Genomic DNA, 24,798 nt, shown 5'->3' with positions numbered 1-24,798 from the left:
TGATAATGGCTCTTTTCGCTAACGCACCCCTTTTTTAAGGTAGTTCACCAATTTTAAACTGACTGGTGGACAGGCAATGGAAGTACCTGCCAGTCCATCCAAAGTGTTTTGATAGTCGAATGTTTGGCACACAAGTGCGGATGTCTCTAAATAAGTCTGTTGTTTAGGAGACATTTTCTCAGTAAATAGAGATACAACAGGACTTAAAGCAGTTTCTTGATAATTATTACTATTTAACAGGTTTGTTTGCCACTGTTCATAGCTGATGAAGCGGACAGAATAACCGAGATCGTTGATACTCCTCACTAGCTGGCGCATAGGCAACGTTTGAGGATTTCCTATATGAAAGGCTTTGCCAACAGATGCTTTTTGTCTTGACAAGTAGGCGATCGCCCTACTCACATAATCTACAGGAGTCAAATTGAGACTCAAATCCAAGTCAGGGGCACTCTTAAGATCGATAAAGCCTTTGAGCATTCTGGATATCAGATCATTGGTTGGAGAAGCACCTGTTTGACTATGCCCTACAATCGTGCCTAATCTGTAGATACACACAGGAATGCCGCGTTCCTTTGCTGTCATCACCAACTTCTCCGCCACCCATTTACTTTGGGCGTAGCCATTAGAGAGTCCTTCACAATCAGCGAGTTCGTCTGACTCCAAAATCACCTTCATTTGCTGATAGGTGGGTGATTGGAAAACATCCAAGCTAGAGATGAAATGTACAGGTTTGACTTTGAAAAGACTTGCTAATCTCAGGATTTCTTGGGTTCCCAGAACATTAACTGCTCGTAGTGCAGCATAAGGATAAATTAAATTAACAAACGCCCCATTGTGATAAATAACATCAATTTCCCTTGTCAATTCGCCAAACTGTTGTTCATTTAACCCGAAAAGTGGTTGTGATAAATCCCCAACAACTGGAATAATCCGGGAGTTTAATTCGTTATTCCAGAGTAAATAGCGCTCTAGGTTTTGGCGAATTTTCTGCTTGGCGACATAAGCACTAGTAGCACGAACCAAACAATAAATCTTGGCTTGAGGGAACTCTCGCAGTAATTCGCACAATAAAAAAGCTCCGATGAAACCTGTTGCCCCAGTTAAGAAAAGCCGTTGGGGTTCAGTTACAGGACGAATTGCCTGATCTAAAACGGCTTCAGCATATAAATCTGTAGAATCCCCTCGCCCTTCTATAGCTTCAGCTAGTCCAGCAATAGTAGGTGCTTGGAACAGACTCAACACAGGTAACTCCAGTTGGAAAGTTTCTCGCACCCTAGCCAGCATCTGCACTAGTAGTAAAGAATGTCCTCCCAACTCAAAGAAGTTATCATGTATCCCTACTGACTCAACACTCAGAACCTGAGTCCAAATTTGAGCGAGTTGTCTCTCGACTTTGGTACGGGGTGCGACGAATGCGTCGTTTAAAATAGATCTGTCTTGATTGAGTGTTTGAAGTGTAGACGCAAAGAAGTTAGGCTGTGAGGAGTTTGGAGGAGTGTTTTTCTCTGTAGGCGACTGAGAACTCCACGAGCTTTTGGATAGCGTAGACGCGAAGCGGCTTCTCGATAGAGATCGCCTATCTACTTTAGCATTGGGTGTAAGTGGCAAAGAGTCCATCAAGACAAAAACAGACGGAATCATGTATTTGGGCAACTTCTCTTGTAGAAAAGAGCGCAAGTCCCTCAAACATAATTTCTGGCTGCTAGGTTCTTTCACCAGATAAGCAACCAAGCGTTTGTCTCCAGGATTGTCTTCTGTTGCTACAACCACAACTTCCCTCACGCCTGGGTACTGGCTAAGGGCTACCTCAATATCTCCCAACTCAATACGGAAACCGCGAATTTTGACTTGATCATCAATCCGTCCGATGAACGAAATCTTGCCATCTGGCAAATAGCGAGCCAAGTCTCCAGTTCTATAAAGACGTTCTCCTGGTTTGTCGCTAAAAGGATTGGGAATAAATTTTTCGCTGTTTAATTCTGGTCGGTTGCGATATCCCCTAGCCAAACCAGCACCACCGATCAATAACTCTCCCGCAGTACCAATAGGCACAGGTTTTAATGGATCTAACTTAGCGGGTACCTGAGGTTCCACCAAATAAATTTGCGTGTTGTCAATAGGTTTGCCGATTGGTACTTGGATGTTCTCAGGCTCTACCTTGTAAACAGCCGACCAAATGGTGGTTTCCGTCGGTCCGTACATATTCCACAGGGAGTGAACCAATTGTTGCAGCTGATTTGCCAGTCCTGGGGTTAATGCTTCGCCACCACAAAGAATTTTGAGCTGTTTATTTCCCTGCCACCCTGCAGCTAAAAGCAGTCGCCAAGTCGCTGGAGTTGCTTGCATAACTGTAGCGCCAGATTTTGCGAGAAGCTTGCTTAGCTGTTCTCCAGAACTCGCAACTTCACGGCTCGCTAATACAATCCGAGCGCCTACAATCAATGGTAAGTAAAGTTCGAGTCCAGCAATATCAAAGCAGATAGTTGTCACCGCCAGGAGTACATCTTCCTGTGTCAGTCCTGGCTCTTTACGCATCGAATTTAAGAAATTGACAACAGATCGATGCTCAATTTGTACGCCTTTGGGTTTACCAGTAGAGCCAGAAGTATACAGTATGTAAGCCAAATTTTCAGGAGTTACTTGTGTTTTAGGGTTTTCCTCGCTTGCTACCGCAATTATTTCTTCGTCAGTGTCAATGCAAACGACTTGCGCTTGATGTTGTGGCAGCTGCTCAAGTAGATTCTGTTGGGTTAATAGCACCTTGATCTGTGAATCTTCTAAAATCCATTCCAAGCGCTCTTGGGGATATGCAGGATCTAATGGCACATATGCTCCACCAGCTTTGAGAATACCTAAAAGCCCAATCAAAAGATTTGTTGAGCATTCTAAGCAAATTCCCACCAATACTTCTGGTCCTACATTCAAACTCCGCAAATAATGAGCTAGTTTATTTGCGCGGCGGTTCAGTTCCCTGTAAGTCAGCTGTTCGTCTACTCTGCGAGAAGCCCTCCGGGTTCGCCAGTCCCCCATCGTGACGGAGACCGCCAAGACGGGGGCTGGCCTCACTGCGCTGCGCGCTTCTTCAAAAATGACTGCGACTTTATCAGGAGTGACCTTTACTTGTAATTCAATCCACTGATGAATACATAAATTCTTTGGAAAATGTGCTTGAGTTTGATTCCACTCTTTAAGCAACAAATGCGATTCTGGTGTGGTCAAAACTGACAAGTCTAAAGGTTGCTGTACTAGATTGCTAACCAAACTAGTCATGAGAAATCCTCCTTTATTTTGTGTGACTCATATCAAAGATTGGCTGTACAAAGATATGAAAATCTTGCCCTAACACCCTTAATACGGTTCGGTTAGCTTGTTTTTCTCAAGGGAAGATCCCCCAACCCACCCCAGACGCTAACTCCTGCGGAGACGCTGCGCGTTCGCGTAGCGTGCGCCTTGCGCTTACAAGTCGGGAGACCCGAACGCCAGATACCTAGGTCGGGAAACCCTCATCAAGTACTGGCTCACGCCACATGCCTCAACGCGGGGAACCCGCGCACGGTGAGACAGCGCTGCAGGAGGGTCTCCCGACCTAGGCGACTGCGAACCCGAAGGGCAGTGGCTCCCTAACGCGCTGGCTCCCCTTAAAAACGGGGCTTATAACCCTCTTTTACCCCCTTTTTAAGGGGGTCGCCGCAGGCGGGGGGATCTTATCCGAACCGTATTGCTAACACCCTAGGAGTGTTGAGCAAAGATTAAACAGGTTATGACTCAGGCAAATCGCTTAAATTCAAAATTCCTAATTCAAAAAGCTTAATTGATTTTGAAATTTATATCTATTACCAATGAGTCATTACGTAATTCATCAAGCACTATAAACTGATATTCAAACCGTTATCTAACCAAGAAAACTGATATTGCAATCCAATTTGAGTTTTAAGTTTTTTTAAATGGTAGATGCGTTAAATGTAGGGTGTCGCTTTGTAACGGGCCGGGCTGACCGCAGGCTACCACAAAGCAAATGTAGGGAAGACACAAAAAGATTTTTTCTGAATTATTTAGGACTGCTATAGCTGATAACTCAAAGTGACAATTGATAACTCTTAAACCCGCTGCTTCATGATTATGAGTGCTGCCTTTTCTTCAGGAGCCTGAGCAACCAAGTGATTTTTGCTGTAGAACAAAAAGTAGAGAATTGCTATGACTGTGAAGATAGCAACACCCCAAGCACCAGGCCGGTATGCGGGTACAGACAAACAAGCAAGTAAAGCAACAATTGCCAGTAAAGCACCAACAGCCGCACCCCAAATCCCTAGTGGACTTTGATACGGTCTTGGTAAATCGGGATGAGTACTCTTGAGCTTGATATAGCTCAATAGCACCAAAATATAGATGATTAATGCCCCAAAAACCGCCATATTCAACATGACATCTTTGACTTCACCTCCTAAAACATCAATAGTAACTGCACAAATTAATCCAACTACTGTACCCAAAAGTAATGATCTGTAAGGGGTATAACTTTTGCCAGTAACTGCTAGCCAGCGCGGGATATACCCAGCACGAGCAAGAGAGAAGAATGTTCGTCCGTAGGCGTAGATAGTAAAATGGAAACTAGCGAGCAAGCCACAAGACATTAAGACTGCTGTGGAAAAGGTAGTAACCGGACCTTTACCAAAATAAGCTTCTAACCCATATCCCAATGGAGCGCTTGATTGACCAACAGCAACAGCACCATTGCCTACACCGGAGTTCAATACCAAGGTAAATCCTGAAAGCACAACCAGAGTGAACATGGCTGCTATCAGAGAACGAGGAATCTCGTCAGACGCGTTACGGCTTTCTTCAGCAGCTAGTGGAAGTTGCTCGATCGCCAGGTAGAACCAGATAGCATAAGGAATTGCGGCGAAAATCCCTGACACACCTTTGGGCAACCACGTTGCCAATTGCCCTGTATTAGCAGGAACATTAAAAAGAAGGTTCATTTTGAAAACGCCCAATGCCAGTATTAATACATAGAATACTGTTAAGATTATCAGCGCAATGAGCGTGATCACATAACCCACATTGAAAGTCTGTTTCATTCCCCAGATATTAATCGCTGTGAAGATAGCGTAGATCACCACCCAAACAAGATAAGCTGGTACACCAGGAATTAACGGTTTCAAGTAGCTGGTGACAGCAATCACAGCGACAACTGGAGCTAGTACGTTCTCAACAATCATGGCTACACCGCATATATAGCCCCAAAACGGACCAAACGCAGTGCGCGTGAAGGAGTAAAGCCCTCCCGTATGCGGGAGCATCGCTGACATTTCAGACAGACTGTAAGTTAGGCATATATACATGATTGCCATTAGCAGGGTAGCAATTGTCATCCCCCAAAAGCCGCCTGCTATCAAACCAGAGTTCCACCCAGTGAAATTACCTGATATGACAACGCCGACTCCATAGCTCCATAACAGCCAAAAACCCGTATTTCCTCTGAGTTGTCTCTGCCTGAGATAACTCTCGTTGACACTTCCATAATCAGCAAAACCCGTAAATATTTGCTTGAGCATATCCTGTTACTTACTTGATTATACGCAATTGTACCCAGATTTGATAAGTACTTGGGCAAAAGAAACGTAAAGATTCTTATAAAGATAAGAATAAGGTATACGGATTTATACTGATATATTGAAAAATAACACGCCTATTATTTTTGACTTTCCCGTCGCCATTTTCCTCTTACCAAGCGAATTTCATCAAAACTATAGTTATCACCTAGATATTCTTTAATGGGTGTTAGGGAAATATCACCAAGAATTTCTAAGACTTGCAAAATTTTCTGCTGCTTTTCTACAGGAACTAACAAATTAAAATCTACTGACTGATTTTTCTCTATTAAATCGGAAAGGTGACGAATGATTGTTGTAGGGCGAAGATTGCGTTTGACGGCAATTTCTGTCACGCTAAGACCTTGTTGGTGTAACTGTAAAGTCAATAATTCAGTTTCTGAAGGTAAGCCGAAAAAAGGTGTGGAATTTTCTTCTAGTAAACCTTGCTCTTGACGGTAGGCGCGAATTTCTGCAATAAATTTTTCTCCATAGCTAGAAACTTTATGACTGACTACACCAGAAAGTTTACTGAATTCATGTAAGGTTTGGGGTTGCACCTGCACCATTAATTTTAGGGTAGAATCAGCGAAGATGACGTATGGTGGGACAGACTGCGTATCAGCAATTTGTTTACGTAAAGCACGCAACCTTTGTAACAGTAATTCCATCTCAGCGGCTTTTTCATTTCCTTCGTCCCAGGCGAGCTTTTGTACTACAGGAACTGCAATAGAAACTGTTCGCTGTCGCCGCATCACTTCCCAACTTAAGGCGTTAAGTTTCAGGACAGCATAACCGTCAGCTGTTTGTTCTAGTAAGCCTTGATGCAACAGAGAACGCCCCAGCATTCGCCACTCATCTGTAGTTTTATCTTTACCAATACTGTAGGTGGAAAGTTTGTCGTGTTCGTATTGAGTGATTTTCTGGGTTTTTGCTCCTCGCAAAACATCTATAATATGACCCATGCCAAATCTTTCTTTACATCGAGCCACACAAGATAGAAATTTCATGGCTTCAATTGTCCAGTCTTCTACTGGTTTGGGATAACGACAGTTGTCACAGTTACCACAATCACCAGAAAAACGTTCCCCAAAATATCCTAACTGAATTGTCCGTCGGCAGTCGGTTCCTTCTGTGTAGTCTATCATCTGCCGCAGTTGATGTTTGGAAATCAACTGTTCTTGAGGGTCTGGTTTTTGGTTGATGAGAAATTCAATTGTTTTGACATCACCGTAACTGTAGAAGAGTGTACAGCGAGATAGTTCTCCATCTCTGCCGGCTCTACCTGATTCCTGATAGTAACTTTCCAGATTACGGGAGATATCAAAGTGAATGACTAGCCGGACATCTGGTTTGTTAATTCCCATACCAAAGGCAATTGTTGCCACCATAACACGCACATCATCTCGAATAAATCGAGTTTGATTTTTGGTGCGTTCTTCATCAGTTAATCCAGCATGATAAGGCAAGACTGAAATCTTATCGTGTTGCAGCTTCAGAGTCAGTTCATCAACTTTTTTGCGCGTCAAGCAATAGACAATTGCTGAACCTTGTGTTTCCCGAATGAGTTCCAACAATTGGGCGTAAGCATACTTCGTTTTAGAACGGACTTCGTAGTAAAGGTTTGTGCGGTTGAAGCTAGCGAGATGGATGCTTGGTTGCTTTAACCCAAGTTGTTGGATAATATCAGCACGGACACGCTCAGTTGCTGTCGCAGTCAACGCAAGGACGGGAATATCTGGGTAGCGTTTTCGTACTGATTTCAATTGGCGATATTCTGGACGAAAGTCGTGTCCCCACTCAGAAACGCAGTGTGCTTCGTCAATCGCAAAGGCTGAAATGCCAACTTGGTGATGTACTAAATCAAGAAAGGGAAGAAATCTTTCACTTAGTAGGCGTTCTGGAGCGACGTACAACAGTTTGACTTTACCACTGAGGATGTATTCTTCGCGCGATCGCACTTTATAACTATTCAGACTGCTATTAAGAAATGTTGCGGCAATTCCATTATCTCGCAGTGCTTCCACTTGGTCTTGCATCAAGGCGATCAGCGGTGACACCACCACGGTTAAACCTTTTTTGAGTAGTGCTGGTAGTTGAAAACACAGCGACTTTCCGCCACCAGTCGGCATCACAATCATTAAATCCCGATTTTGGAGCGCTTGTTCTATGATTTGTCGCTGTTCGAGGCGAAAGCTATCGTAGCCAAAGTAATATTTCAGCGCTTGTTCTAAATTGGGATTTTGTGACATAAGTGACTGTGTTGCAAAGGAGGCATTGTGCCTGCTTTACATGATAGTCAATTGCAGGCAAGAAAAGGTCAAAAGTAGTCACAGATACGTTTGTCCTAATGCCAAACAGCTATGATTCATTTTAGAGAGGGACAAACCCTGCTTGTCTTACCAATTCTTGACCCTCACAGCTTTTTAGCATATTGGCATAGGCTTGACCCGCATTCTCATCTTGTCCACCATCCTGCTTGATAACTACGAATAACTTTCTAGTCAGTTGTTCTGGGTAGACTTGGTTGGCAATGACATTTGTATCTACAGCTTTACAACTTTCATCAGTACAGGGAGAGACAATATTTTTTGGTGTATCTTCCTTGGCAATCGGGAGAATGCGTATCGTATCTTGGTTGATAACTTCCGAGGCTGTAGCAAAACTGATACTACCAACAGTGCTGGCAACTTTGCGTATGGCTAGTGTTGTAATTTCCTTTTCGGGCTTTCCTTTTTGTCCAACCGAAGCAACATTTGAGCCAAATTCTTGGTTGTTCATTACATTCTCCTTGAAGAACTTTACTGTACCGCTATCCGCAGAGTTACGTCTAAAAGGAGCAATTTTGAGGTAAGGACCTCCCACATCTTTCCAGTTCGTAATTCTTCCCGTGAAAATATCCCGTACCTGAGCCAAGGTTAAACCCTTCAAACCTTGCTTAATCAATTGAGGATTGATATAGATTGCAACGAGGTCGTAAGCAATCTCTTGTTGTTTTAGTTTTATATTCCTATCTTTAGCATCTTGAACTTCTTGATCGCTTAGAGGTCGTGAAGACTGGGCAAAACTTAAATTGTGCGTGCCTCTTATCAGCCATTTTATCCCTGTACCAGATCCAGGCGTTTCACCATATTTTGCGGGATCAATGTATTGCAGTGGAAATTGAGGATGGGCTCTCTTTATAATCGCAATAATTTCTGGCTCATTCAGTGGAGCTTCTAGCTTATTAAGTGGTGCGAAAGTTGTTGAGCCTGCAAAGGGAACTATTTGTATTGGTGAAACATTTACCTGTTCAATTTCATCGGGGCGACAGCTATTTTTTTTAATAGGAGTAGTTGTGGGCGAAGGAGTAGGTGTGGGTGCTGTCGGATAAATTTTAGGTTCTCTTGACTTTCCCTTAAGTTGAATAAATAACAAGACAAAAATAAATAGTGTCAGGCACGAAGCCATAATTCCATATAACAGCAGATTTCTATTTTTTGTATTACGGTTTCTCATACTTTCACTCATGAAAATACTTAAAAAAAGTCATTATAATAAACGCCAAAGCTCCAGTAAGAATAGTTAGCAACGCACAAATTATTGGTAATTGTGTCAGAGTGTTCAGCCCTACTCCTGGAAGAATTTGGAATATTACGGCAAGGAAAACTAGTAAAGTTGGTATGACAGAACTAATAAAGATATAACCCCTTTGTTCATGAGATGGTAGACGATACTGAGCAAGAAAGATTAAAGCCATACAAAAGATTAAGCTGAACAAAAATCTAATTTCAGAATTTTCTATCAGCTTGACGATACTGATTGCTAGCAACCAGATAGCAACTCCCATAAGAGCTGCCCTGCCCAAGAATTCCAAAGAACTTGTTTCATTTTCAGGGAGTGTTGGGCTATGTTCAACTTGTCGAAAATTCCAAGCATTACTTGTGTTTATCGTAGCTGTTTTAGTTGTGTGGATAGGCGCTATTTCATTTTTCGATACCGCTAAACCGTGCTCACTTTCTTCTTCAGAAGTAGAAAGTAAATATAACCATTCTTGTATAGACTGAGGACGATTCTCTGATTTCAGTTCCATCCCTTGAATAATTGCTTGATTAACAGCGAGACTAATTCTTGAGTTTATCTGTAGGGGAGAAATTAGTGAATCTTCGTTATGTTCCTTTAGTTGATATTCTCTGTCTCTAGCTGATGAAGGTACCTTTCTAGTTAATAGAGTGTATAGAGTTGCTGCCAATGCATAAACATCTGTATAAGACTTCTTAGGCGCGTTTTCTATATACTGCTCAGGAGGTGCATAACCTTCAGAAGAATATGCAGTATGTCTTTGAAGATGAAATTCACGGGCAATTCCAAAATCAATTAATACAGCTTCTCTTGTGCTATCTCGAATTATAATGTTGCCTGGCTTTACGTCGCGATGCGCCAATTCATTTTTATGAACTACCTCAAGAGCCTCACTGATTTGACGGATATAATCTAAGGCTTCCTGTTGTTCCAGAATCCCTTGTCGTTCCAACCGACGGGCAAGAGTTTCACCCCTGATGTATTCCATGACTATGTACAGCCGCCCCTGTTCATGAAGAATATCGTAAATTTGCACAATATTACGATGATTGAAGTTGCTTAGCCGTTTTGCTTCCTTATGAAGATCTTCCTGTAATCTCTCAAAGCGCTCGTCTTGTTGCAGTTTTTTATTGAGAGTTTTAATGACAACATCTCTATCTAATTGTGTATCTCTAGCGCGGTAGACAACACCAAAGCCTCCTTCTCCCAAAGTTTCTTGGATAATGTATCGACCTGTTTGTAATTGATAACCTTGCTGCCAGCAATTCATTATGTTCTCCTGGTCTTGCGCTTGTTTATCTAATCTCTGTTGTATTTCGTGTTGTGCAATTTTGTTAGTCGGGTCACTTGACTTACCATTGTTATTGGAGCTAGGATACTCTCGAACCATAATGCCTGTCCCAGGTTTGATTGAAGATATTGGGTTAGCAGCTTCAATTGGCGATCGCTCATACCACATGAGAGCGGTAAATCTATTTATAGGGGATAGGCTATTGTTTGTGGTTAAGATAAATTTAAGGTTGTGAAATTAATAAAGGAGCCAAATGCCACACCTGGTATTTGGCTTCAATGCTAAATGAGTTATTGACTCACGCAATCAGTTTAACCTTCAAGCTGTAACCTCTTGCCTTCTCCGTTATGAGAAACTCAGGTTCCCCAGAATCTGATTCGACTTTTTGACGGATAACCCAAATAAGGTGTGTGACTTCATTATTTGTGTGACCAAACGAATCTCCCCAAATTGCTGTTATCAACTCTTGATACTCACACACAACAGGCTGATTGTTATTTGCCTGATTGCGTTCTGCCATATAGTGAATGAGATTACGTTCATTTCGAGTTAGGTGAATCTCTTCTCGCTCACTACCATTAACTAAAAAAAGCTTTTGTTGACTTAGACAGTAGTCTATGTACGCGGAAAGCTGGTAACCGGAAATTCCCTCAGTTTTGTCAGAATCCCGAAAAGTCAGCCTCCAAAAAACAGGTTCTTCTCCCTCCAACAATTTCTTGCCAAGAATGAGGATGACATCTCCATTGTTCAGCTGTAATCGACCATACTGACGTACGTCAATTCGAGTATCATCATTCCATTGCTGTACGAAAGTTCCATTCGCACTTGACTCATCTATTACACACCAGCAATTGGCCTCACATTTTAGGACACAATGGTCTCGTGAAATTGTCTTATCTGGGTTAGGAAGCACTATATCATTGCCATTACTGCGCCCTACGGTAAGGCAGTCTTGTTCTAGCTTAATGGTGTACTTATTGCCATCTGGCTCTTGAACATCAAGAAAATAACACTCTGAACGCATAAATAAAATACCTCCTGATAATTATCAGTGACCTCAGCTGCTAATATGCAGTGAGGCTGCTTTTACTGACAATTATTTTTGCTCCCAGTACCTACAGCAATTGACAAGTGATCTAAAAATCATCTAATTTTAATGTAAAATTAGATGATTTTGTTGATAAAAATTTCCTTAGTGTAGCCATTTGATGCGTGGGCAAGATGCTCACCAGAAGAATCATAATGTTATGTGTAGCGTGATAAGCACTTGTGATCTATGGCAAAAGCAATCTGGAATGGTACTGTGTTAGCCGAAAGCGATAACACCGTAGTTGTGGAAAACAATCATTACTTTCCCCCCGACTCAGTTAACAAGCAGTACTTTAAGGAAAGTAACACCCACACAACTTGTCCTTGGAAAGGTCTGGCCAGTTACTACAGTATTGAAGTTGATGGACAACTCAACAAGGACGCTGCTTGGTACTATCCTGAAGCAAAGGAGAAGGCTAAGCAAATTGAAGGTTATGTCGCTTTCTGGAGAGGCGTGAAAGTCGAAGCTTAGTAAAAATTTAATACTTCTAAAACTACCCTCACCCCTAAATCCTTTTCCAAGTTGGGAGAGGATTCAGGAGTGAGGGCTTTTGTATAATTTTGTCACTGACGGGCAATAAGGTTAGCGGGGGAAAATGTCAATCCCTAGCAATAACAATATCGTTGGACTTGATCACTGCGTAAGCTTCTGTACCCTCAGACAAACCGAGTTCATCAGCTGACACTCTTGTAATAATTGAGGTGAGTTCAACTTTGTGAACGATCTCCAGGGTGACTTCAGTGTTAACTGCTCCTGTAACAACTCGTTTAATAATTCCTTTAAGAATATTGCGGGAGCTGACTTTGAGTGGTTTTTTGCGAGCAAAAACTTCTATCCTAGAAGTCCAAGCCTCCTCTGTTTCATACCGTTGAGTTGGTAGTGATGGCTGTTGCGCAGACTCCTTGTTGAGACCACGCACCAATTCGCGCAAAATTTCTGTTTTAGTGCGCTGAGACTGCTTTGAAAACTCTTCTAAAATTTTTCGCTCCTCCTCTGAGGTTTGAAAAGTAATCCATCCTTGTTCTTTTCTTGGCATACTTTTACCAATTTTATTGGTAATAATGAGATTGTCTTGGTATGATCCTACCAAGTGTCAATCCTTGTAAAAATAAATCTCTGTCCCGCTGTTTTCCCTTTGAGTTGACAACTTATTTTTATTGGCACAGCATTTACTAGTTTGCTTGTGAATATTTAGCTTAGGATTGTTTGACTTTTTCGCAGTTTTAGCACAATTTAACACTAACTTACTTGTATTTGCTACTACCAGCTGAAAATATAGATGATATAGGAATTCGGTTTTGTTTATGAAGTTACTAGTTGAGGTTGGGAACACAACGACCACGCTCAGTGCATCGCGCTTAACGCTTAACATAAACTGTACGAAGCTTCGCAAAAATCTGCGGAACCATCCTATATATGTATCAATTGATTAATCATTTTATCTAGAAAGCAATACTAATCCTTACATCCTTACATAAGGATCGCCCAATCGCCAGTCAGGGAAGTGCGCTTTGCACAATTCCTCAGCATGTCTTGGCCAAAGACTCTGTGAAATGATAGCTCTGCTCCTTGGGAGCAGGGAAGGCGTTTTTGAAACAAACGCCTTGATCCTTACGGGTATTTTCTATCCCTTCGACACGGCTGAGCACAAAGCGCACGCACTCGCGTTCGCCGTAAGTCCTGCAAACAGGTCTTTTGGCGCGAAGCATTCGTAACCATGTGCTAAGACACATCGTTTTCATCCGATATTTCATCTACCGCAATTTCCCAAGGTATACCCTCTTTAGATGGAGGACAGAAACGGATTTTTGCAGTGTTTGAAAATAGCTTTAATTTGTTAACCATTTGAGGGATAGCATTTGCTATATGCCAGTAACTTTCCATGTCATAGTTAACAATGATCAGTATTAAAGTACCACCCTTTATTTGAAAATACCAGTGACAATTAGACAATAAAGCTCGAATCATTGAACTACAAGCTTTGAAAAAGTGTTTGTAGATAACATCTTCTAATTGTCTTCGTAATAACTCATCAAGTTGTGTCATCCGAGTAGGAGGCAAATCATCTGGAGAAAGAGGAGGAAGAAAACGTCTGCTCATGGCACAAAATCTTTACTATCAACGGAATAGCTTATACATAAATTCGCATTCAATGATGAGGGAACCTCAATTTCTCCAGATTTTTTTCAAAATTAGAATAAAAATATTCATACAAATTGAATATTTTTTAACACATTGAAAACCTCTTTCTTTCATCTATTTGTTATCAAAGACACGCTCTGACTGATTCGATTTTACTTGTAGAAGTGAGCTATAGGCATAAAAAAAGAACAATGACAGTTGTCAGCTTTCAGCAACCAGACTGAAAGCCAACAACTCATTATTCGCTCATCACAGAGGCTCTGTGTTGAGCTTCTTGCCAAAGTTTGTGGAGGAAAAACTCAGTAGGTGAAGCAGAGTGTTCACCATAAGATGAATCGCTGCTCGCGGTGATAAAAATGCCATCACCATCCTGAGAACTATTTGATAGCCAATAACCTCGCAGAGTCACTTCCACACACTCGTGATCACAATTGACAAGAGCGATAATTTCACTGTTCTCTCTATTGACAAGAGCTTTAAGTATTTCTACTCCTGGCAAATTAACAGGAAGTAAAAAGGAAGCAGTGCTGGGTTCAACACATAGAGATTGACCCACTCGCAGTGCCAAAATCACTCGCGCTTGCACCCATTCTTCCAACGATTGAACTAAACACTCTAAACAAAAACTCGTTTCAGTGTATGTTAATTTCAGCATTGCTTATGCTCTCCTGTTATTCCAGGTTTGCTTGAGCTGGGTGAGTGAACTTCCGATCCGCTTTGGCTAGAAAAATATAGTGGATCAGCTTTACATGTTACTAACAATACAATCGCTTGCTCGATATTAACCCGATACAGTGGCATATCATTTTGAGAAAACACCACCACGGATTGTTCTAAAACTTGCATCGCGCTTGTCACAGCTTGACTCCTTATAAACAAACCCCCGCTTCTTATTGAGTGGAAGCGGGGGTTAGAATTTGACCTTTAAGTCTTGGTGCTTCTATATCGGTACAGCATCCTGTTGCTTGTACCTCCCGCTTCGTCGTTCTAGTTTTGCTACTGCATTCAGTACACGAATGCTGACATATTGAGAATCATAATTGCCTTGTGTGATTTGCCATTTATTCTGTGCACCGTCTCCCATAAATAAATACTCCACTCCCACAGCGGCTGATTCCCAACTAAATCGGCAGTTGACAACACGCAAGGAAGTAGAGATGGGGTAAACGGATTTCACAGAAAATTTCACCTATTGAACATTCCTTTAAACATACTACACTTGTATTACTATCCTGTCCATACTTTAAGGAGAAAAACTGATGCATACAATAGCTCGCACACCAACCACCGATATGGAAGTCACCAGCATCCGTCTAGAACGGGAATTGAAAGATAAACTCAAAGAATTAGCTGGAAATCAGGGATATCAAGCTCTGATTCGAGACATCCTCTGGAATTATGTGCAGCAAAAATCAGGTGAGTGGAAGCCGCGATTTTCGCGAGCCGATATTCGGGCTAGCATAGCCGCAACAGCACAACAAGAAGAACGCTGTGTACTAACAGGTCAACTCATTCAACCAAAACAACCAATGTTACTAGGACTGACAAGAAATGGGGATATGGTTCCTCTGAGTGTCGAGAGTTTAGCTGGTTAAACTTTTTTCAACTGAATGCAGCTCAGTTGTTCTATGTGATACTCCAACGGGCTGCATTCAAAATTTTGTTTTCTCTTTATTTATCACTAAATTTAATAGTTTAAGATATCAAATTATTAGACTCTTTGATCCAATAGATTTGGATGCCTTGCAAAAGACTGAGGCTGTTTCGATCGCAGGAGTTTCAACAACACTGAGGTATCAAAACCCTAAAGCTGAGTCAAAAGTAAAATTTTGTAAACAATTATGAGTAAGACTATAAACACCTAAAAAAATTTTGGTTTTTTCTAAAAGTGAGTCACACACTTTCCCTGAAACTTTTTGGTGATAGGATTTTCTTCTACCTCAACTACCAGGGTTCAACCCATTCACCAAATCCATAACGATAAAGAAAAATACCTTCGTGTTAGAGATATATCAGTGTTAACGCGGATATATTTTACAGAGTTTTAGCCTCAAAACCAGAGAAATTACGGTTTGTATATGGAGGCTGGCAGGATATTCTAAGTCTAGGTTGGCTAATTATTGAAGACGAACATACCCGAAATTCTTTGACAACAGTGTCTTGATTAATTTTTAATATTTTTTACACATAAAGAAAATTTCTCACAAAGGATTTGACCATCTCCAATAGAAAGGGGCTATAACAGGTAGCACAAGCTTTGGGTGAATCATGTTCCGAGAGGTTGCTTACGAAGAAAATGGGGTCAATATTCAAGAGTGTGGCAAGAATGAACAAACCTTTCTCACCGTCCAAGTGCTTAGATGAAGTAAATCTACACAAACAATACTCGGTTAAGCTGATGCCGCATCAGGAAGAACCTGTCTACCAGTTAGTAAACAAAATTAACAAAATAATTGCCAATAGCTCGACTCCGACAAGGATGCTGCAAGATCTTGCCAAAGTCATAGGAGTTGCCTTTCAAGTCGATGGTTGTAGCTTAGTGACAGTATCATCAGAAGTATCGAGTGAGACAATAACTGCTAGCTGGTGTGCCGAAGAGAACTTAGAGTTGTCTGGTGCAGAAGATGAAATGTTTTCAACCGAACAGCACTTAGACGTAGCAGTCATCGAATGTGCGTCTGAAAGATTCACCATTGAGGATATTCCAACAATTCAAAAATGTTTGGCAATTGGACGTCAATCTTTGCCACCAACAATCAAGGCCGTTTTAGCAATACCCACTCGATTTGGTGGTAAAAATAACGGTGTGATTAGTCTCATTAAATCGCAGCCATACGTTTGGCGGGAATCACAAAAACAGCTCTTAAAAGCTGTGGAGTCGTCTTGCGCGATCGCATTTTCTCAAGTCGCACAAGCACAGCAGATTGCTGATCAAAATCAGTACCTGCGAACTTGTGTACAGCATCAAAGCTTAATCAAGCGACTAACTATTATAAGTCGCACCAATCTGGAGATCAATCAAATGCTTCGGCTGGCCCTTGCTTCCACAGCTGAGGCTCTCGAAGCAGATCGTGGTCTGCTTATACTGCTCAAGTATACCGATCCGTTGTTTAGAAATCGACGACAACAACAAATTCCGCAAGCAAAAGCCTCTGTTGTGGCCCAGTGGAATGGAACGACCGAAACTCCCCTAATAAATCAGTTAGATATTTCACAAATTTCCTTTTCTCTGAGGGACTGTGGTCTATGCCAGCGTGCCTTCGTGAACTCTGGAAATCCATTAATTATTGATGATACAGATTTAAAAGATACTTTAACAGTTAACCCAGTATTTGCTATAGAAGCGCTGCCTGTAGTGCTATTAATGCCATTAGAAATTCAAGGTAAAGTATTAGGATTTTTAGTGTTACAGCAAGCAGTTGCTCGCGATTGGCAAGCAACAGAATTAAATATAGTACAAATGGTCTGTGCTCAACTCAGCAATGCCATAATTCAAACACAGACACTACGCCAAGTACAAACATTGGTAGATGAACGTACAGCACAACTGCAACGTAGTTTGGAAGTTCAAGCAAGACTTTACGAAGTGAAGCGTCAACAGACTGAACAATTACAAAAGCTTAATGATTTGAAGGATGAATTTTTAAGCAATATTAGCGATCGCTTGCGTCATCCACTAACAAGGATTAGTGTGGCTATCCGTAACTTACGTCAAATGGGGCAATTAAACGAGCGTCAAACCAAATACGCCCATATGATCGAGCAAGATTGCACGGATGAGATTCATTTAATTAATGATTTATTAAAACTCCAAGAATTAGCCACTCATAATGAACGTCCGCAGTTAGAGACGACTGATTTAAATACAAGAATTCGTGATTTGTCTGCCACTTTTGAGGCTAAACTAGCAGATAAGGGCATAAGCCTTTCCCTAGATTTCCCAGATTCGCCACTCACAGTGCAAACCGAAAGAGAAAGTTTTGACCGTATTTTGCAGGAGTTATTAACAAATGCTAGCAAATACTCAGAACATGACACTGTTGTCCATTTGCAAGTCACCCATCAAGTCAATCAAGAGGTTGACCAAGTTATAATTCAAGTGAACAACATCGGACGTGGCATCTCAGAAGAAGAAGCTAGTTACATATTTGACAGGTTTCGTCGGGGGAAAGGGAGATGGACTCCAGGAGCAGGCTTGGGACTTGCTCTGGTCAAGTCTTTAGTTCAACATCTCAATGGGACAATTACAGTGGAAAGTACGCCCATAGAGGATTCTAGCTTCAGTACAATCTGCTTTACCCTGACACTGCCCCAATTTTCTGATAAAAACGACTCATAACTTGTGAAAGTGACTGAAGAACACAACATACAAGAGGGACTGGATTTGTCTGTTATTAGCGACGACATCGATCTAGAACGAAATGGAGCGACTCAAACAGATGATTTACAAGCTGTAGACGTCGAAATCGAGAGAATAGCAGAACGACAGCGACAAATCACGGCTTCGCTTCAAATTTCCCAGCCAGTAGAACAAGTCTGGAAAGTACTCACAGATTATGAAGCTTTAGCTGACTTCATCCCCAATCTGACAAAAAGTCGCCTCCTTGAGCATCCTCAAGGAGGTATTCGTTTAGAACAAATCGGCGCTCAGCGGTTTCTGAGCTTTAACTTTTGTGCGCGTGTTGTTCTGGACTTAGAAGAATCTTTTCCCAAGGAAATTAATTTCCGTATGGTAGAAGGAGATTTCAAAGACTTCTCTGGTAGCTGGCTATTAGAGCCTTACTCCTTTAGTGAATATATGGGGACATATCTTTACTACACCGTGAAGGTTTGGCCTAAACGTACTATGCCAATCGCAATCATCGAACGTCGTATAAGCGATGATATGCAGTTGAACCTTCTTGCCATTCGCCAACGAGTGTTAGAAGCATAAATAAAGAGAGAGGTAGAAAATACTCGAGTATTTTCTACCTCTCTCTTTATTTACAATACCCCCAGGGGAATTCGAATCCCCGTCGCCTCCGTGAAAGGGAGGTGTCCTAGGCCTCTAGACGATGGGGGCGCTAGTTCAACACTTTAAATACTATAACTATTTTTTTTACTGATGTCAACAGCTTTTTGAAAAAAACTTTCTAGGAAAATGAGAAATAGGGACACTCTAACTGTTTTTCAGCAAAAATACTTAAGAAGAAGAAGAATGGATAACTCAGAGTATAGTCACAGGCAATCATCACTCCTGGTTCACAACAACATAAAAAATGTATACTTAGTAACTAAACATGAAACGATAAATCGATTTGGTGAGAAACTCTCGGTGTGATGTTGCACGCAGTAGAATTAAGATTTACTATTCTTTACAAAAGATTTTGAAATATCTCGGTCAAAATCTACAGCATGGAAGCATCTTTTGAAATCACCCTGCAAATCGTGATTGCCGTGTTTGCAGGTATTAGCGCTCAAGTACTGGCTGCATCCCTTCGGGTACCCAGTATCGTCTTTTTGCTGATGTTTGGCATCCTGCTTGGCTCTGATGGCTTTGGGCTGTTAGACCCTCATATGCTAGGCACTGGGCTAGAAGTTATCGTCGCTTTGGCAACAGCAATTATTCTGTTTGAAGGCGGACTAAGCCTTGATCTCGAAGAGTTAAGCAAAGTTTCCACTAGCCTGCAACTGCTTGTCACCTTGGGAACGATGATCACGCTGCTTGGGGGTAGTATGGCAGTGCACTGGCTGGGTGAATTCCCTTGGCCAATTGCTTTTCTCTACGCTTCCTTAGTTGTGGTTACAGGACCAACTGTTGTTAGTCCTTTGCTCAAACAAATTAATGTGGATCGGCAGGTTGCAACGCTTTTGGAAGGGGAAGGCGTTCTTATTGACCCAGTAGGAGCTATCCTCGCCGTTGTGGTGCTCAACACCATATTAAACGACCATACCGACTTTATGACGGCAATGAGCAGTCTCACGCTGCGCTTAGGTGTTGGTGGCGTGATTGGTGCAGCCGGTGGCTGGCTAATGTCCTTAATTTCCAAACGTGCCAATTTTCTGTCGTTTGAACTCAAAAACCTGGTTGTTCTGGCGGGATTATGGGGCTTATTTGCTTTATCGCAAATGATTCGCAGCGAGTCGGGATTAATGACAGTTGTCGTTGCAGGAGTTGTTTTTGGAGCTTCTTCAGTGCCAGAAGAACGATTGTTGCGGCGTTTCAAAGGTCAGCTGACTATTCTCAGCGTTTCGGTGTTGTTCATTTTGCTTGCTGCTGACTTATCAATTGCGAGTGTCTTTGCTTTGGGTTGGGGTGGTGTGTTCACGGTGCTAGTTTTGATGTTTATCGTTCGCCCGATAAATATCCTCTTTTGTACTTGGAACAGTGAATTTAACTGGCGACAGAAATTGTTTTTAAGTTGGGTTGCCCCACGCGGAATAGTTTCTGCCTCCGTTGCTTCTTTGTTTGCAATTTTACTGACTGAGCGTGGAATTAACGGTGGTGAGGCTATCAAAGCTTTGGTGTTTCTCACAATTATCATGACTGTGTTCTGTCAAGGGTTAACGGCTGCTTGGTTTGCCAAATGTCTGGAAATTACCTCAAAAGACGCCATAGGGGCGGTGATTGTCGGTTGTAACCCCTTGAGTTTATTAATTGCTCGGTTGTTCCAAGAATGGGGAGAACCAGTGGTGATGATTGACACTGACGCACAACGCAGTGAACAAGCCCAAGCACAAAATCTAAGAGTTATCTCCAGCAGTGCCTTGGATACTGGTGTATTGGAAGAAGCAGGACTTGGCGAAATGGGAACTTTCTTAGCAATGACTAGTAATGGTGAGGTTAATTTTGTGTTAGCACAACGTGCAGCAGAAGAGTTTAATCCGCCACGTGTCTTGGCTGTTTTCCCTCGCGATCCACAAGCAACAATCTCTACGAATGAGAATACGGTTAGTCAGGCTTTGATTCCAGATTTACCAATTAAAACCTGGAATGATTATGTGAATGACGGACAGGTCAAGTTGGGGACAACGACGCTTAATGAATCTAGTTTTGACCTTCAACAAGAGCATTTGATGGCGTTAATTAGAGCTGGCGAGTTGATACCGCTATTGGTAGAACGAGAACAACATCTTCAAGTTATGCCTGCAGCGCAAGAGTGGGAAGTTGGCGATCGCATTATCTACCTCTTACACGATCCCAGACCACAATTATTAAAACGCTTGTCGGGTGCTAGCCAATCTACTCGCCTCGCCCTTGAAAAATTACCGAAGGTTGAAGAAATACCGTTGGCAAAACTCTCTCAACTTTCTCGTAGCGATGCTCGCACACCTTAAAATTTATTATCCCTGAGCATTGGCTGGTTGCTGCTGTACTTTATCTGTCTGTGGGAGCGTTCCTTCTGAATACATTTTTTTCAATTGCAATTCTAGCCACAGTACGCTCAATAAATGCACAACAGATAGAACTATGGCAGTAACCGAAATCAGATAACTATGTATTGTGTAAAGGTGCTGGACAGTGACGGTACTAATTGCTCCACCACCAGTCAAAATATCTCGCAGTATTGAACCAACCAAAGGAATAGCTTCTATGGTTCCCAGTTCGATGTTAAAACGCCAAAATCCTTCTTGGTCCCAAGAGAGGATCATCGCTGTCCAACCCAATCCAATCGCACTTAGGGTAAAGAAAATTCCACTGATCCAAGCAGTCAGCCAACTCTTGCGAAATTGTCTGCTGACAAACATGATCACAACTTGGATCAGAGCAATAACAACAACCGCGTTACCAGTTATCTGGTGCGCTTTGTGGAACAACCACCCGTATGGAACTTCTGTGTCAATAATTTTCAATGACTGGTAAGCTCGACCTGCTGCTGGTTCATAGTAAAAGGACAACAAAATTCCGGTGGTAGCACCAACCAGGGTTAAAGTGATGATGACTACCGATAATATTGTTGTGATTCGCCGCAGAACCACATCTGACTGTGTGTTGTCCATGGCTAAGCACTTCCTTAATTATCTTTACTTATATTACGAGTGTAACTAAGAATTATTAAGAATAGTTAGTTTTTGAAAAGAATTATTATTAATATTTTATACTAAGTATTGAACCCAATTTTTCAATGGTTCTGGTGAACCGTACCACAATCCAGAGCTTTTAGGAGAATGCCTGACTCCTTCTATAACAATGTTTTGGGCACCTTGAAGATGAGCCGCTTCAATGGGTATAATTCCGTCACCCCACGTGTTACCTTTGCCGCAAGTTAACTGATAGCTACTGTAAGCTAACCAACTACCCCTACGCCTTTGCCCAAAGATAGTTTTTCCAGCTACACAAACGTAGCGAATATTTTTGTAAAATGCTCCAGGATAGTTTTGATTAACAAAATCCAAATTCCAGCGTGTCCAGCGTTCTTGGCTGATATGAGGTGTACCCAATGTAATCAGAGTTGCAACTAGAGGGTGAGCTTGCCATACAGATGAAGTGACCTCACCACGTCCTGAGTAAGGTTTTTCTCCCAAGTAAATCCGAGAGAGCCAACCTCCAGCTGAGTGACCAATCAAGTTAATTTGAGAGGTATTGCATCGCTGTAACATCTGGTTGACCGTCGCATGGAGTTGCTGCAAAATAGGTGTCACAGATCTTCCGCCAAGAGTGGGTATCCAGTCACGCCGTCGCAGTGCTACAGTCACAGCAGGAAAACCCAATTCCTGCAAAGATTGTTCTAGTGAGCGGTAAGCGACTCCGCTTTCTAGATATCCCGGCAAAATAACTGTCGGTAAAGGCATTTTTGATATTGGATAAAGATTAGAGATGAAAAAGCATCATTTTGGAAGCAGAATGTTAGCGAGTGCAACTTTTGAATAAAATATCCGTCATTTTTGAAAAAATAACAAGTTAAAAAATTGGTGTTGTTCGGTGTTTTCAATTTCAAATAGAAAGCTATTATTTGAAGAGGGGCGCTTCCGTTCTACTACTATACTATATGTTACATGTTACCTCTAAAGATAAGACTGCTAAATAACTGCAACTAAGTCGAGTGAACGATAATAGCAAAGTAATAGATTGCTAGATAACTGCAACTGAGTCGAGTGAACGATAAAAGCTATGTCCTACGTCTCCGTCCTGAAAAATATACCCGAATTCTTAAGCCAGCCGACTGGGATAGCAGTCCTAGCATCTCTTGGCATTCACAGTGCTATCGCCTTTCTCCTGCCGATAGTGCCAATGAATTCTTCTAAACCTAAGCAAGAACCATCATTAAAAAGCAGTGTTGGACTTGTTGAATTAAGTCAATCCGAAAAAAACCGTCTACCACAACCAGGCGTACCACAACTCTCTTTACAACCGCCAGCACCCGCATTACTACCACAAGTTCCTTCGCCAAAGTTTGCCAATCAATCAATCCCATCATTACCGCCTCTACCACCATCAAGGTCTTCTACTCCTCTGATATTACCCCCCCTGCCTAGCAAAACGAATAATATAGCTATTGCTTCGTTACCGAAAAGTCAGTCTTTGCCAATTCTTTCCAAGAAAGATTTGCAACCTGATCCATCGTTAAGTGCGAAAGTCAAACCATTGCCCCGTTATGTAGAACCTGACCCATCGTTAAGTGCGAAAGTCAAACCATTGCCTCGTTATGTAGAACCTGACCCATCGTTAAGTGCGAAAGTCAAACCATTGCCTCGTTATCCAGAAGAAAAGGTACAATTAGGAGAAGCTAAGCCACTGGCATCTTCTAGAACTCCTTACAATGTACCTCCAATACAGGCAGCTAACATAGCTCAGGAACAGGAACTCCTTAACACCTCTGCTCCTGTTTCCCCTGACCAGATGCCTCCCTCTGGTGATGTAAGCACTGTTACACAAACTACTCAGTCGGGGAGCGAAGTTTTACAGGGTGGGAATAATCAGCCGCTGGTAACCCCTGTTGTACAATCTCCACAAGTTGGAAATAACAACATCGCTTTAGCAGGGCAAAACCTCCCGCAATTGCAGCAAGGTTCAAATTTGCAAGCTCCTGAGTTACCCCCACTAGCAATTGCCAGGTCGTTGTCAACACCGTCAACACCTAAAACCTTTCCACAACGTTTGGCAGAAGCTAAACAGCAATATCCTAACTTAGAAACCAAACAGCCCATAGCTGAAACAGTTAATGGCAAAACAGCACAACAGGGCAACGTTGAAGGTGATTTGGTAGTCAATCGTGAAGGTCAAGTGGAGTCAATAGATTTCCGAAATAATACTGTTTCACCTGAGTTGAAAACATCTGCTAGGCAATATCTCAGAGAATATTTCCAAAAAAATCCTGTACAGGCAAATGGCAAGCCCAAGCTTTACCCATTTAACATTTCGTTCAAACCTAACAGCAATATTTCTAAAATTCCTGCATCAGAACTGTCAACCTCATCTCGAGTCAATCAAACACAACCAGCAACTAGCGCAGCACAACGCAGCTTAATTCAACGTTTGCGCTCAGTACCAGTCACCTTACTACCATCCAAAGAACCACAAAAAATCGAGATGACTCAGGGTTTGCGTCCCGACAGGGTTAATTTACAACCATCTAAACAACCGCAAAAAGTTAACCTGCCTCAGGGCTCTAGTTCATCATCAACGAACCAACAACTATCCCAAAACCAAACTCAGTCTGCACCGCAAGCAAATCTTGAACAACAAACTTCACGACGGCGACGGGTGGTTGTGATGCAGAATACGCCTGCACCACAAACTAATCAAGAAAAACAAACATCACAGCAACAGGTTGTTGTCAGACAGTCTGCATCTTCTTTACAAACTGATAAACAACAACAAACATCACAGCAACAAGTTGTTGTCAGACAGTCTGCATCTTCTTTACAAACTGATAAACAACAACAAACATCACAGCCATCACAGCAACGGGTTGTTATCAGACAAAGTACGTCGTCACCACAAGCTAATCTTAAACAAACTTCTGAGCAAGAAGTCACTAGCAATCAAGCTTCTGCTTCTGGTCAAAATAGTCAAAAATTACTACAACAGTTGCGTCAAATTAGAGATACAAGACAAGGCGGCAATCAGGAAAAATAAAAATAGTAATCACTCAACTAAAGTTCCTTATCTTGCTTCCTATTAATAAAAAACCCTCTAGTGT

Annotated in this window: 18 protein-coding genes, 1 tRNA gene and 1 pseudogene; 6 read left to right on the top strand and 14 right to left on the bottom strand. The window is 41.9% G+C overall.

Annotated features, from left to right (window positions below):
• Window positions 1–18 precede the first annotated feature (18 nt).
• From DP114_RS34330 to DP114_RS08120, 6 genes are all read right to left on the bottom strand, one after another.
• Complete coding sequence (locus DP114_RS34330; protein ID WP_216669978.1) at window positions 19–3,270, bottom strand: non-ribosomal peptide synthetase family protein; 3,252 nt, start codon at window positions 3,268–3,270, stop codon at window positions 19–21.
• Between the two features lie 827 nt (window positions 3,271–4,097).
• Window positions 4,098–5,555, bottom strand: coding sequence for an amino acid permease (locus DP114_RS08140; RefSeq protein ID WP_171975860.1), 1,458 nt, complete (start codon window positions 5,553–5,555; stop codon window positions 4,098–4,100).
• 137 nt (window positions 5,556–5,692) lie between these two features.
• Window positions 5,693–7,843: a DNA helicase RecQ gene (gene recQ, locus DP114_RS08135; protein ID WP_171975859.1), complete on the bottom strand. Its 2,151-nt coding sequence runs from the start codon at window positions 7,841–7,843 to the stop codon at window positions 5,693–5,695.
• A gap of 121 nt (window positions 7,844–7,964) precedes the next feature.
• Window positions 7,965–9,089, bottom strand: coding sequence for a PstS family phosphate ABC transporter substrate-binding protein (locus tag DP114_RS08130; protein WP_171975858.1), 1,125 nt, complete (start codon window positions 9,087–9,089; stop codon window positions 7,965–7,967).
• A gap of 4 nt (window positions 9,090–9,093) precedes the next feature.
• On the bottom strand, window positions 9,094–10,611 hold the full coding sequence (locus tag DP114_RS08125) for a serine/threonine protein kinase (RefSeq protein ID WP_169268255.1): 1,518 nt from the start codon (window positions 10,609–10,611) through the stop codon (window positions 9,094–9,096).
• A 130-nt stretch (window positions 10,612–10,741) separates the two neighbouring features.
• Window positions 10,742–11,467 (bottom strand): FHA domain-containing protein, encoded by a 726-nt coding sequence (locus DP114_RS08120; protein WP_169268254.1) that lies wholly within the window; start codon window positions 11,465–11,467, stop codon window positions 10,742–10,744.
• A 252-nt stretch (window positions 11,468–11,719) separates the two neighbouring features.
• Here DP114_RS08120 and DP114_RS08115 point away from each other — a divergent pair, with 252 nt between their 5' ends.
• On the top strand, window positions 11,720–12,004 hold the full coding sequence (locus tag DP114_RS08115; RefSeq protein ID WP_169268253.1) for a DUF427 domain-containing protein: 285 nt from the start codon (window positions 11,720–11,722) through the stop codon (window positions 12,002–12,004).
• A 127-nt stretch (window positions 12,005–12,131) separates the two neighbouring features.
• On the opposite strand, the gene DP114_RS08110 is transcribed toward DP114_RS08115, so the two are convergent.
• From DP114_RS08110 to DP114_RS08090, 5 genes and pseudogenes are all read right to left on the bottom strand, one after another.
• Window positions 12,132–12,569, bottom strand: coding sequence for a TOBE domain-containing protein (locus DP114_RS08110; protein WP_169268252.1), 438 nt, complete (start codon window positions 12,567–12,569; stop codon window positions 12,132–12,134).
• A 686-nt stretch (window positions 12,570–13,255) separates the two neighbouring features.
• A complete protein-coding gene (locus DP114_RS08105; protein ID WP_169268251.1) occupies window positions 13,256–13,633 on the bottom strand; it encodes a hypothetical protein in 378 nt (125 codons plus the stop codon).
• Between the two features lie 280 nt (window positions 13,634–13,913).
• Window positions 13,914–14,330, bottom strand: coding sequence for an alr0857 family protein (locus tag DP114_RS08100; protein ID WP_169268250.1), 417 nt, complete (start codon window positions 14,328–14,330; stop codon window positions 13,914–13,916).
• Window positions 14,331–14,365: 35 nt separating this feature from the next.
• A pseudogene (locus tag DP114_RS08095) lies at window positions 14,366–14,533 on the bottom strand (HNH endonuclease); the annotation flags it as partial.
• Window positions 14,534–14,615: 82 nt separating this feature from the next.
• Complete coding sequence (locus tag DP114_RS08090; protein ID WP_169268249.1) at window positions 14,616–14,864, bottom strand: hypothetical protein; 249 nt, start codon at window positions 14,862–14,864, stop codon at window positions 14,616–14,618.
• A 70-nt stretch (window positions 14,865–14,934) separates the two neighbouring features.
• Here DP114_RS08090 and DP114_RS08085 point away from each other — a divergent pair, with 70 nt between their 5' ends.
• The 3 genes from DP114_RS08085 to DP114_RS08075 all read left to right on the top strand — a co-directional run bounded on the left by DP114_RS08085 (window position 14,935) and on the right by DP114_RS08075 (window position 18,608).
• Window positions 14,935–15,270: a ribbon-helix-helix domain-containing protein gene (locus DP114_RS08085; RefSeq protein ID WP_017315076.1), complete on the top strand. Its 336-nt coding sequence runs from the start codon at window positions 14,935–14,937 to the stop codon at window positions 15,268–15,270.
• A gap of 731 nt (window positions 15,271–16,001) precedes the next feature.
• Window positions 16,002–18,014 (top strand): GAF domain-containing sensor histidine kinase, encoded by a 2,013-nt coding sequence (locus tag DP114_RS08080; protein ID WP_246163086.1) that lies wholly within the window; start codon window positions 16,002–16,004, stop codon window positions 18,012–18,014.
• A 9-nt stretch (window positions 18,015–18,023) separates the two neighbouring features.
• Window positions 18,024–18,608 carry an SRPBCC family protein gene (locus DP114_RS08075; RefSeq protein ID WP_169268247.1) on the top strand — a complete coding sequence of 195 codons (585 nt, stop codon included), beginning with the start codon at window positions 18,024–18,026 and terminating at the stop codon, window positions 18,606–18,608.
• A 56-nt stretch (window positions 18,609–18,664) separates the two neighbouring features.
• Here DP114_RS08075 and DP114_RS08070 read toward each other — a convergent pair.
• A tRNA-Glu gene (locus DP114_RS08070) sits at window positions 18,665–18,737 on the bottom strand.
• 332 nt (window positions 18,738–19,069) lie between these two features.
• Here DP114_RS08070 and DP114_RS08065 point away from each other — a divergent pair.
• Window positions 19,070–20,992, top strand: coding sequence for a cation:proton antiporter (locus tag DP114_RS08065; RefSeq protein WP_171975856.1), 1,923 nt, complete (start codon window positions 19,070–19,072; stop codon window positions 20,990–20,992).
• Between the two features lie 6 nt (window positions 20,993–20,998).
• Here the strand turns inward: DP114_RS08065 and DP114_RS08060 are convergent, their stop codons facing one another.
• Together DP114_RS08060 and DP114_RS08055 are read right to left on the bottom strand one after the other, a co-directional pair.
• The gene (locus DP114_RS08060) at window positions 20,999–21,655 is read right to left on the bottom strand and encodes a cytochrome b N-terminal domain-containing protein (protein WP_171975855.1); all 657 of its coding nucleotides are present in this window, start codon (window positions 21,653–21,655) and stop codon (window positions 20,999–21,001) included.
• Window positions 21,656–21,751: 96 nt separating this feature from the next.
• Window positions 21,752–22,447, bottom strand: a complete 696-nt coding sequence (locus DP114_RS08055; protein ID WP_169265501.1) for an esterase/lipase family protein — start codon at window positions 22,445–22,447, stop codon at window positions 21,752–21,754.
• A 319-nt stretch (window positions 22,448–22,766) separates the two neighbouring features.
• On the opposite strand from DP114_RS08055, the gene DP114_RS08050 reads away from it, so the two are divergent.
• On the top strand, window positions 22,767–24,734 hold the full coding sequence (locus tag DP114_RS08050; protein ID WP_171975854.1) for a hypothetical protein: 1,968 nt from the start codon (window positions 22,767–22,769) through the stop codon (window positions 24,732–24,734).
• Window positions 24,735–24,798 lie beyond the last annotated feature (64 nt).

The organism is Brasilonema sennae CENA114 (assembly GCF_006968745.1).
Lineage (GTDB): Bacteria > Cyanobacteriota > Cyanobacteriia > Cyanobacteriales > Nostocaceae > Brasilonema > Brasilonema sennae.
This window is presented reverse-complemented; position numbering and strand designations above follow the sequence as displayed.

What these genes read in the sequence shown, in the direction of transcription:
- DP114_RS34330 (WP_216669978.1), bottom strand. Translation starts at nt 3,270, where the DNA reads ATGACTAGTTTGGTTAGCAATCTAGTACAGCAACCTTTAGACTTGTCA.
- DP114_RS08140 (WP_171975860.1), bottom strand. Translation starts at nt 5,555, where the DNA reads ATGCTCAAGCAAATATTTACGGGTTTTGCTGATTATGGAAGTGTCAAC.
- recQ (WP_171975859.1), bottom strand. Translation starts at nt 7,843, where the DNA reads ATGTCACAAAATCCCAATTTAGAACAAGCGCTGAAATATTACTTTGGC.
- DP114_RS08130 (WP_171975858.1), bottom strand. Translation starts at nt 9,089, where the DNA reads ATGAGAAACCGTAATACAAAAAATAGAAATCTGCTGTTATATGGAATT.
- DP114_RS08125 (WP_169268255.1), bottom strand. Translation starts at nt 10,611, where the DNA reads ATGTGGTATGAGCGATCGCCAATTGAAGCTGCTAACCCAATATCTTCA.
- DP114_RS08120 (WP_169268254.1), bottom strand. Translation starts at nt 11,467, where the DNA reads ATGCGTTCAGAGTGTTATTTTCTTGATGTTCAAGAGCCAGATGGCAAT.
- DP114_RS08115 (WP_169268253.1), top strand. Translation starts at nt 11,720, where the DNA reads ATGGCAAAAGCAATCTGGAATGGTACTGTGTTAGCCGAAAGCGATAAC.
- DP114_RS08110 (WP_169268252.1), bottom strand. Translation starts at nt 12,569, where the DNA reads ATGCCAAGAAAAGAACAAGGATGGATTACTTTTCAAACCTCAGAGGAG.
- DP114_RS08105 (WP_169268251.1), bottom strand. Translation starts at nt 13,633, where the DNA reads ATGAGCAGACGTTTTCTTCCTCCTCTTTCTCCAGATGATTTGCCTCCT.
- DP114_RS08100 (WP_169268250.1), bottom strand. Translation starts at nt 14,330, where the DNA reads ATGCTGAAATTAACATACACTGAAACGAGTTTTTGTTTAGAGTGTTTA.
- DP114_RS08085 (WP_017315076.1), top strand. Translation starts at nt 14,935, where the DNA reads ATGCATACAATAGCTCGCACACCAACCACCGATATGGAAGTCACCAGC.
- DP114_RS08080 (WP_246163086.1), top strand. Translation starts at nt 16,002, where the DNA reads ATGAACAAACCTTTCTCACCGTCCAAGTGCTTAGATGAAGTAAATCTA.
- DP114_RS08065 (WP_171975856.1), top strand. Translation starts at nt 19,070, where the DNA reads ATGGAAGCATCTTTTGAAATCACCCTGCAAATCGTGATTGCCGTGTTT.
- DP114_RS08060 (WP_171975855.1), bottom strand. Translation starts at nt 21,655, where the DNA reads ATGGACAACACACAGTCAGATGTGGTTCTGCGGCGAATCACAACAATA.
- DP114_RS08055 (WP_169265501.1), bottom strand. Translation starts at nt 22,447, where the DNA reads ATGCCTTTACCGACAGTTATTTTGCCGGGATATCTAGAAAGCGGAGTC.
- DP114_RS08050 (WP_171975854.1), top strand. Translation starts at nt 22,767, where the DNA reads ATGTCCTACGTCTCCGTCCTGAAAAATATACCCGAATTCTTAAGCCAG.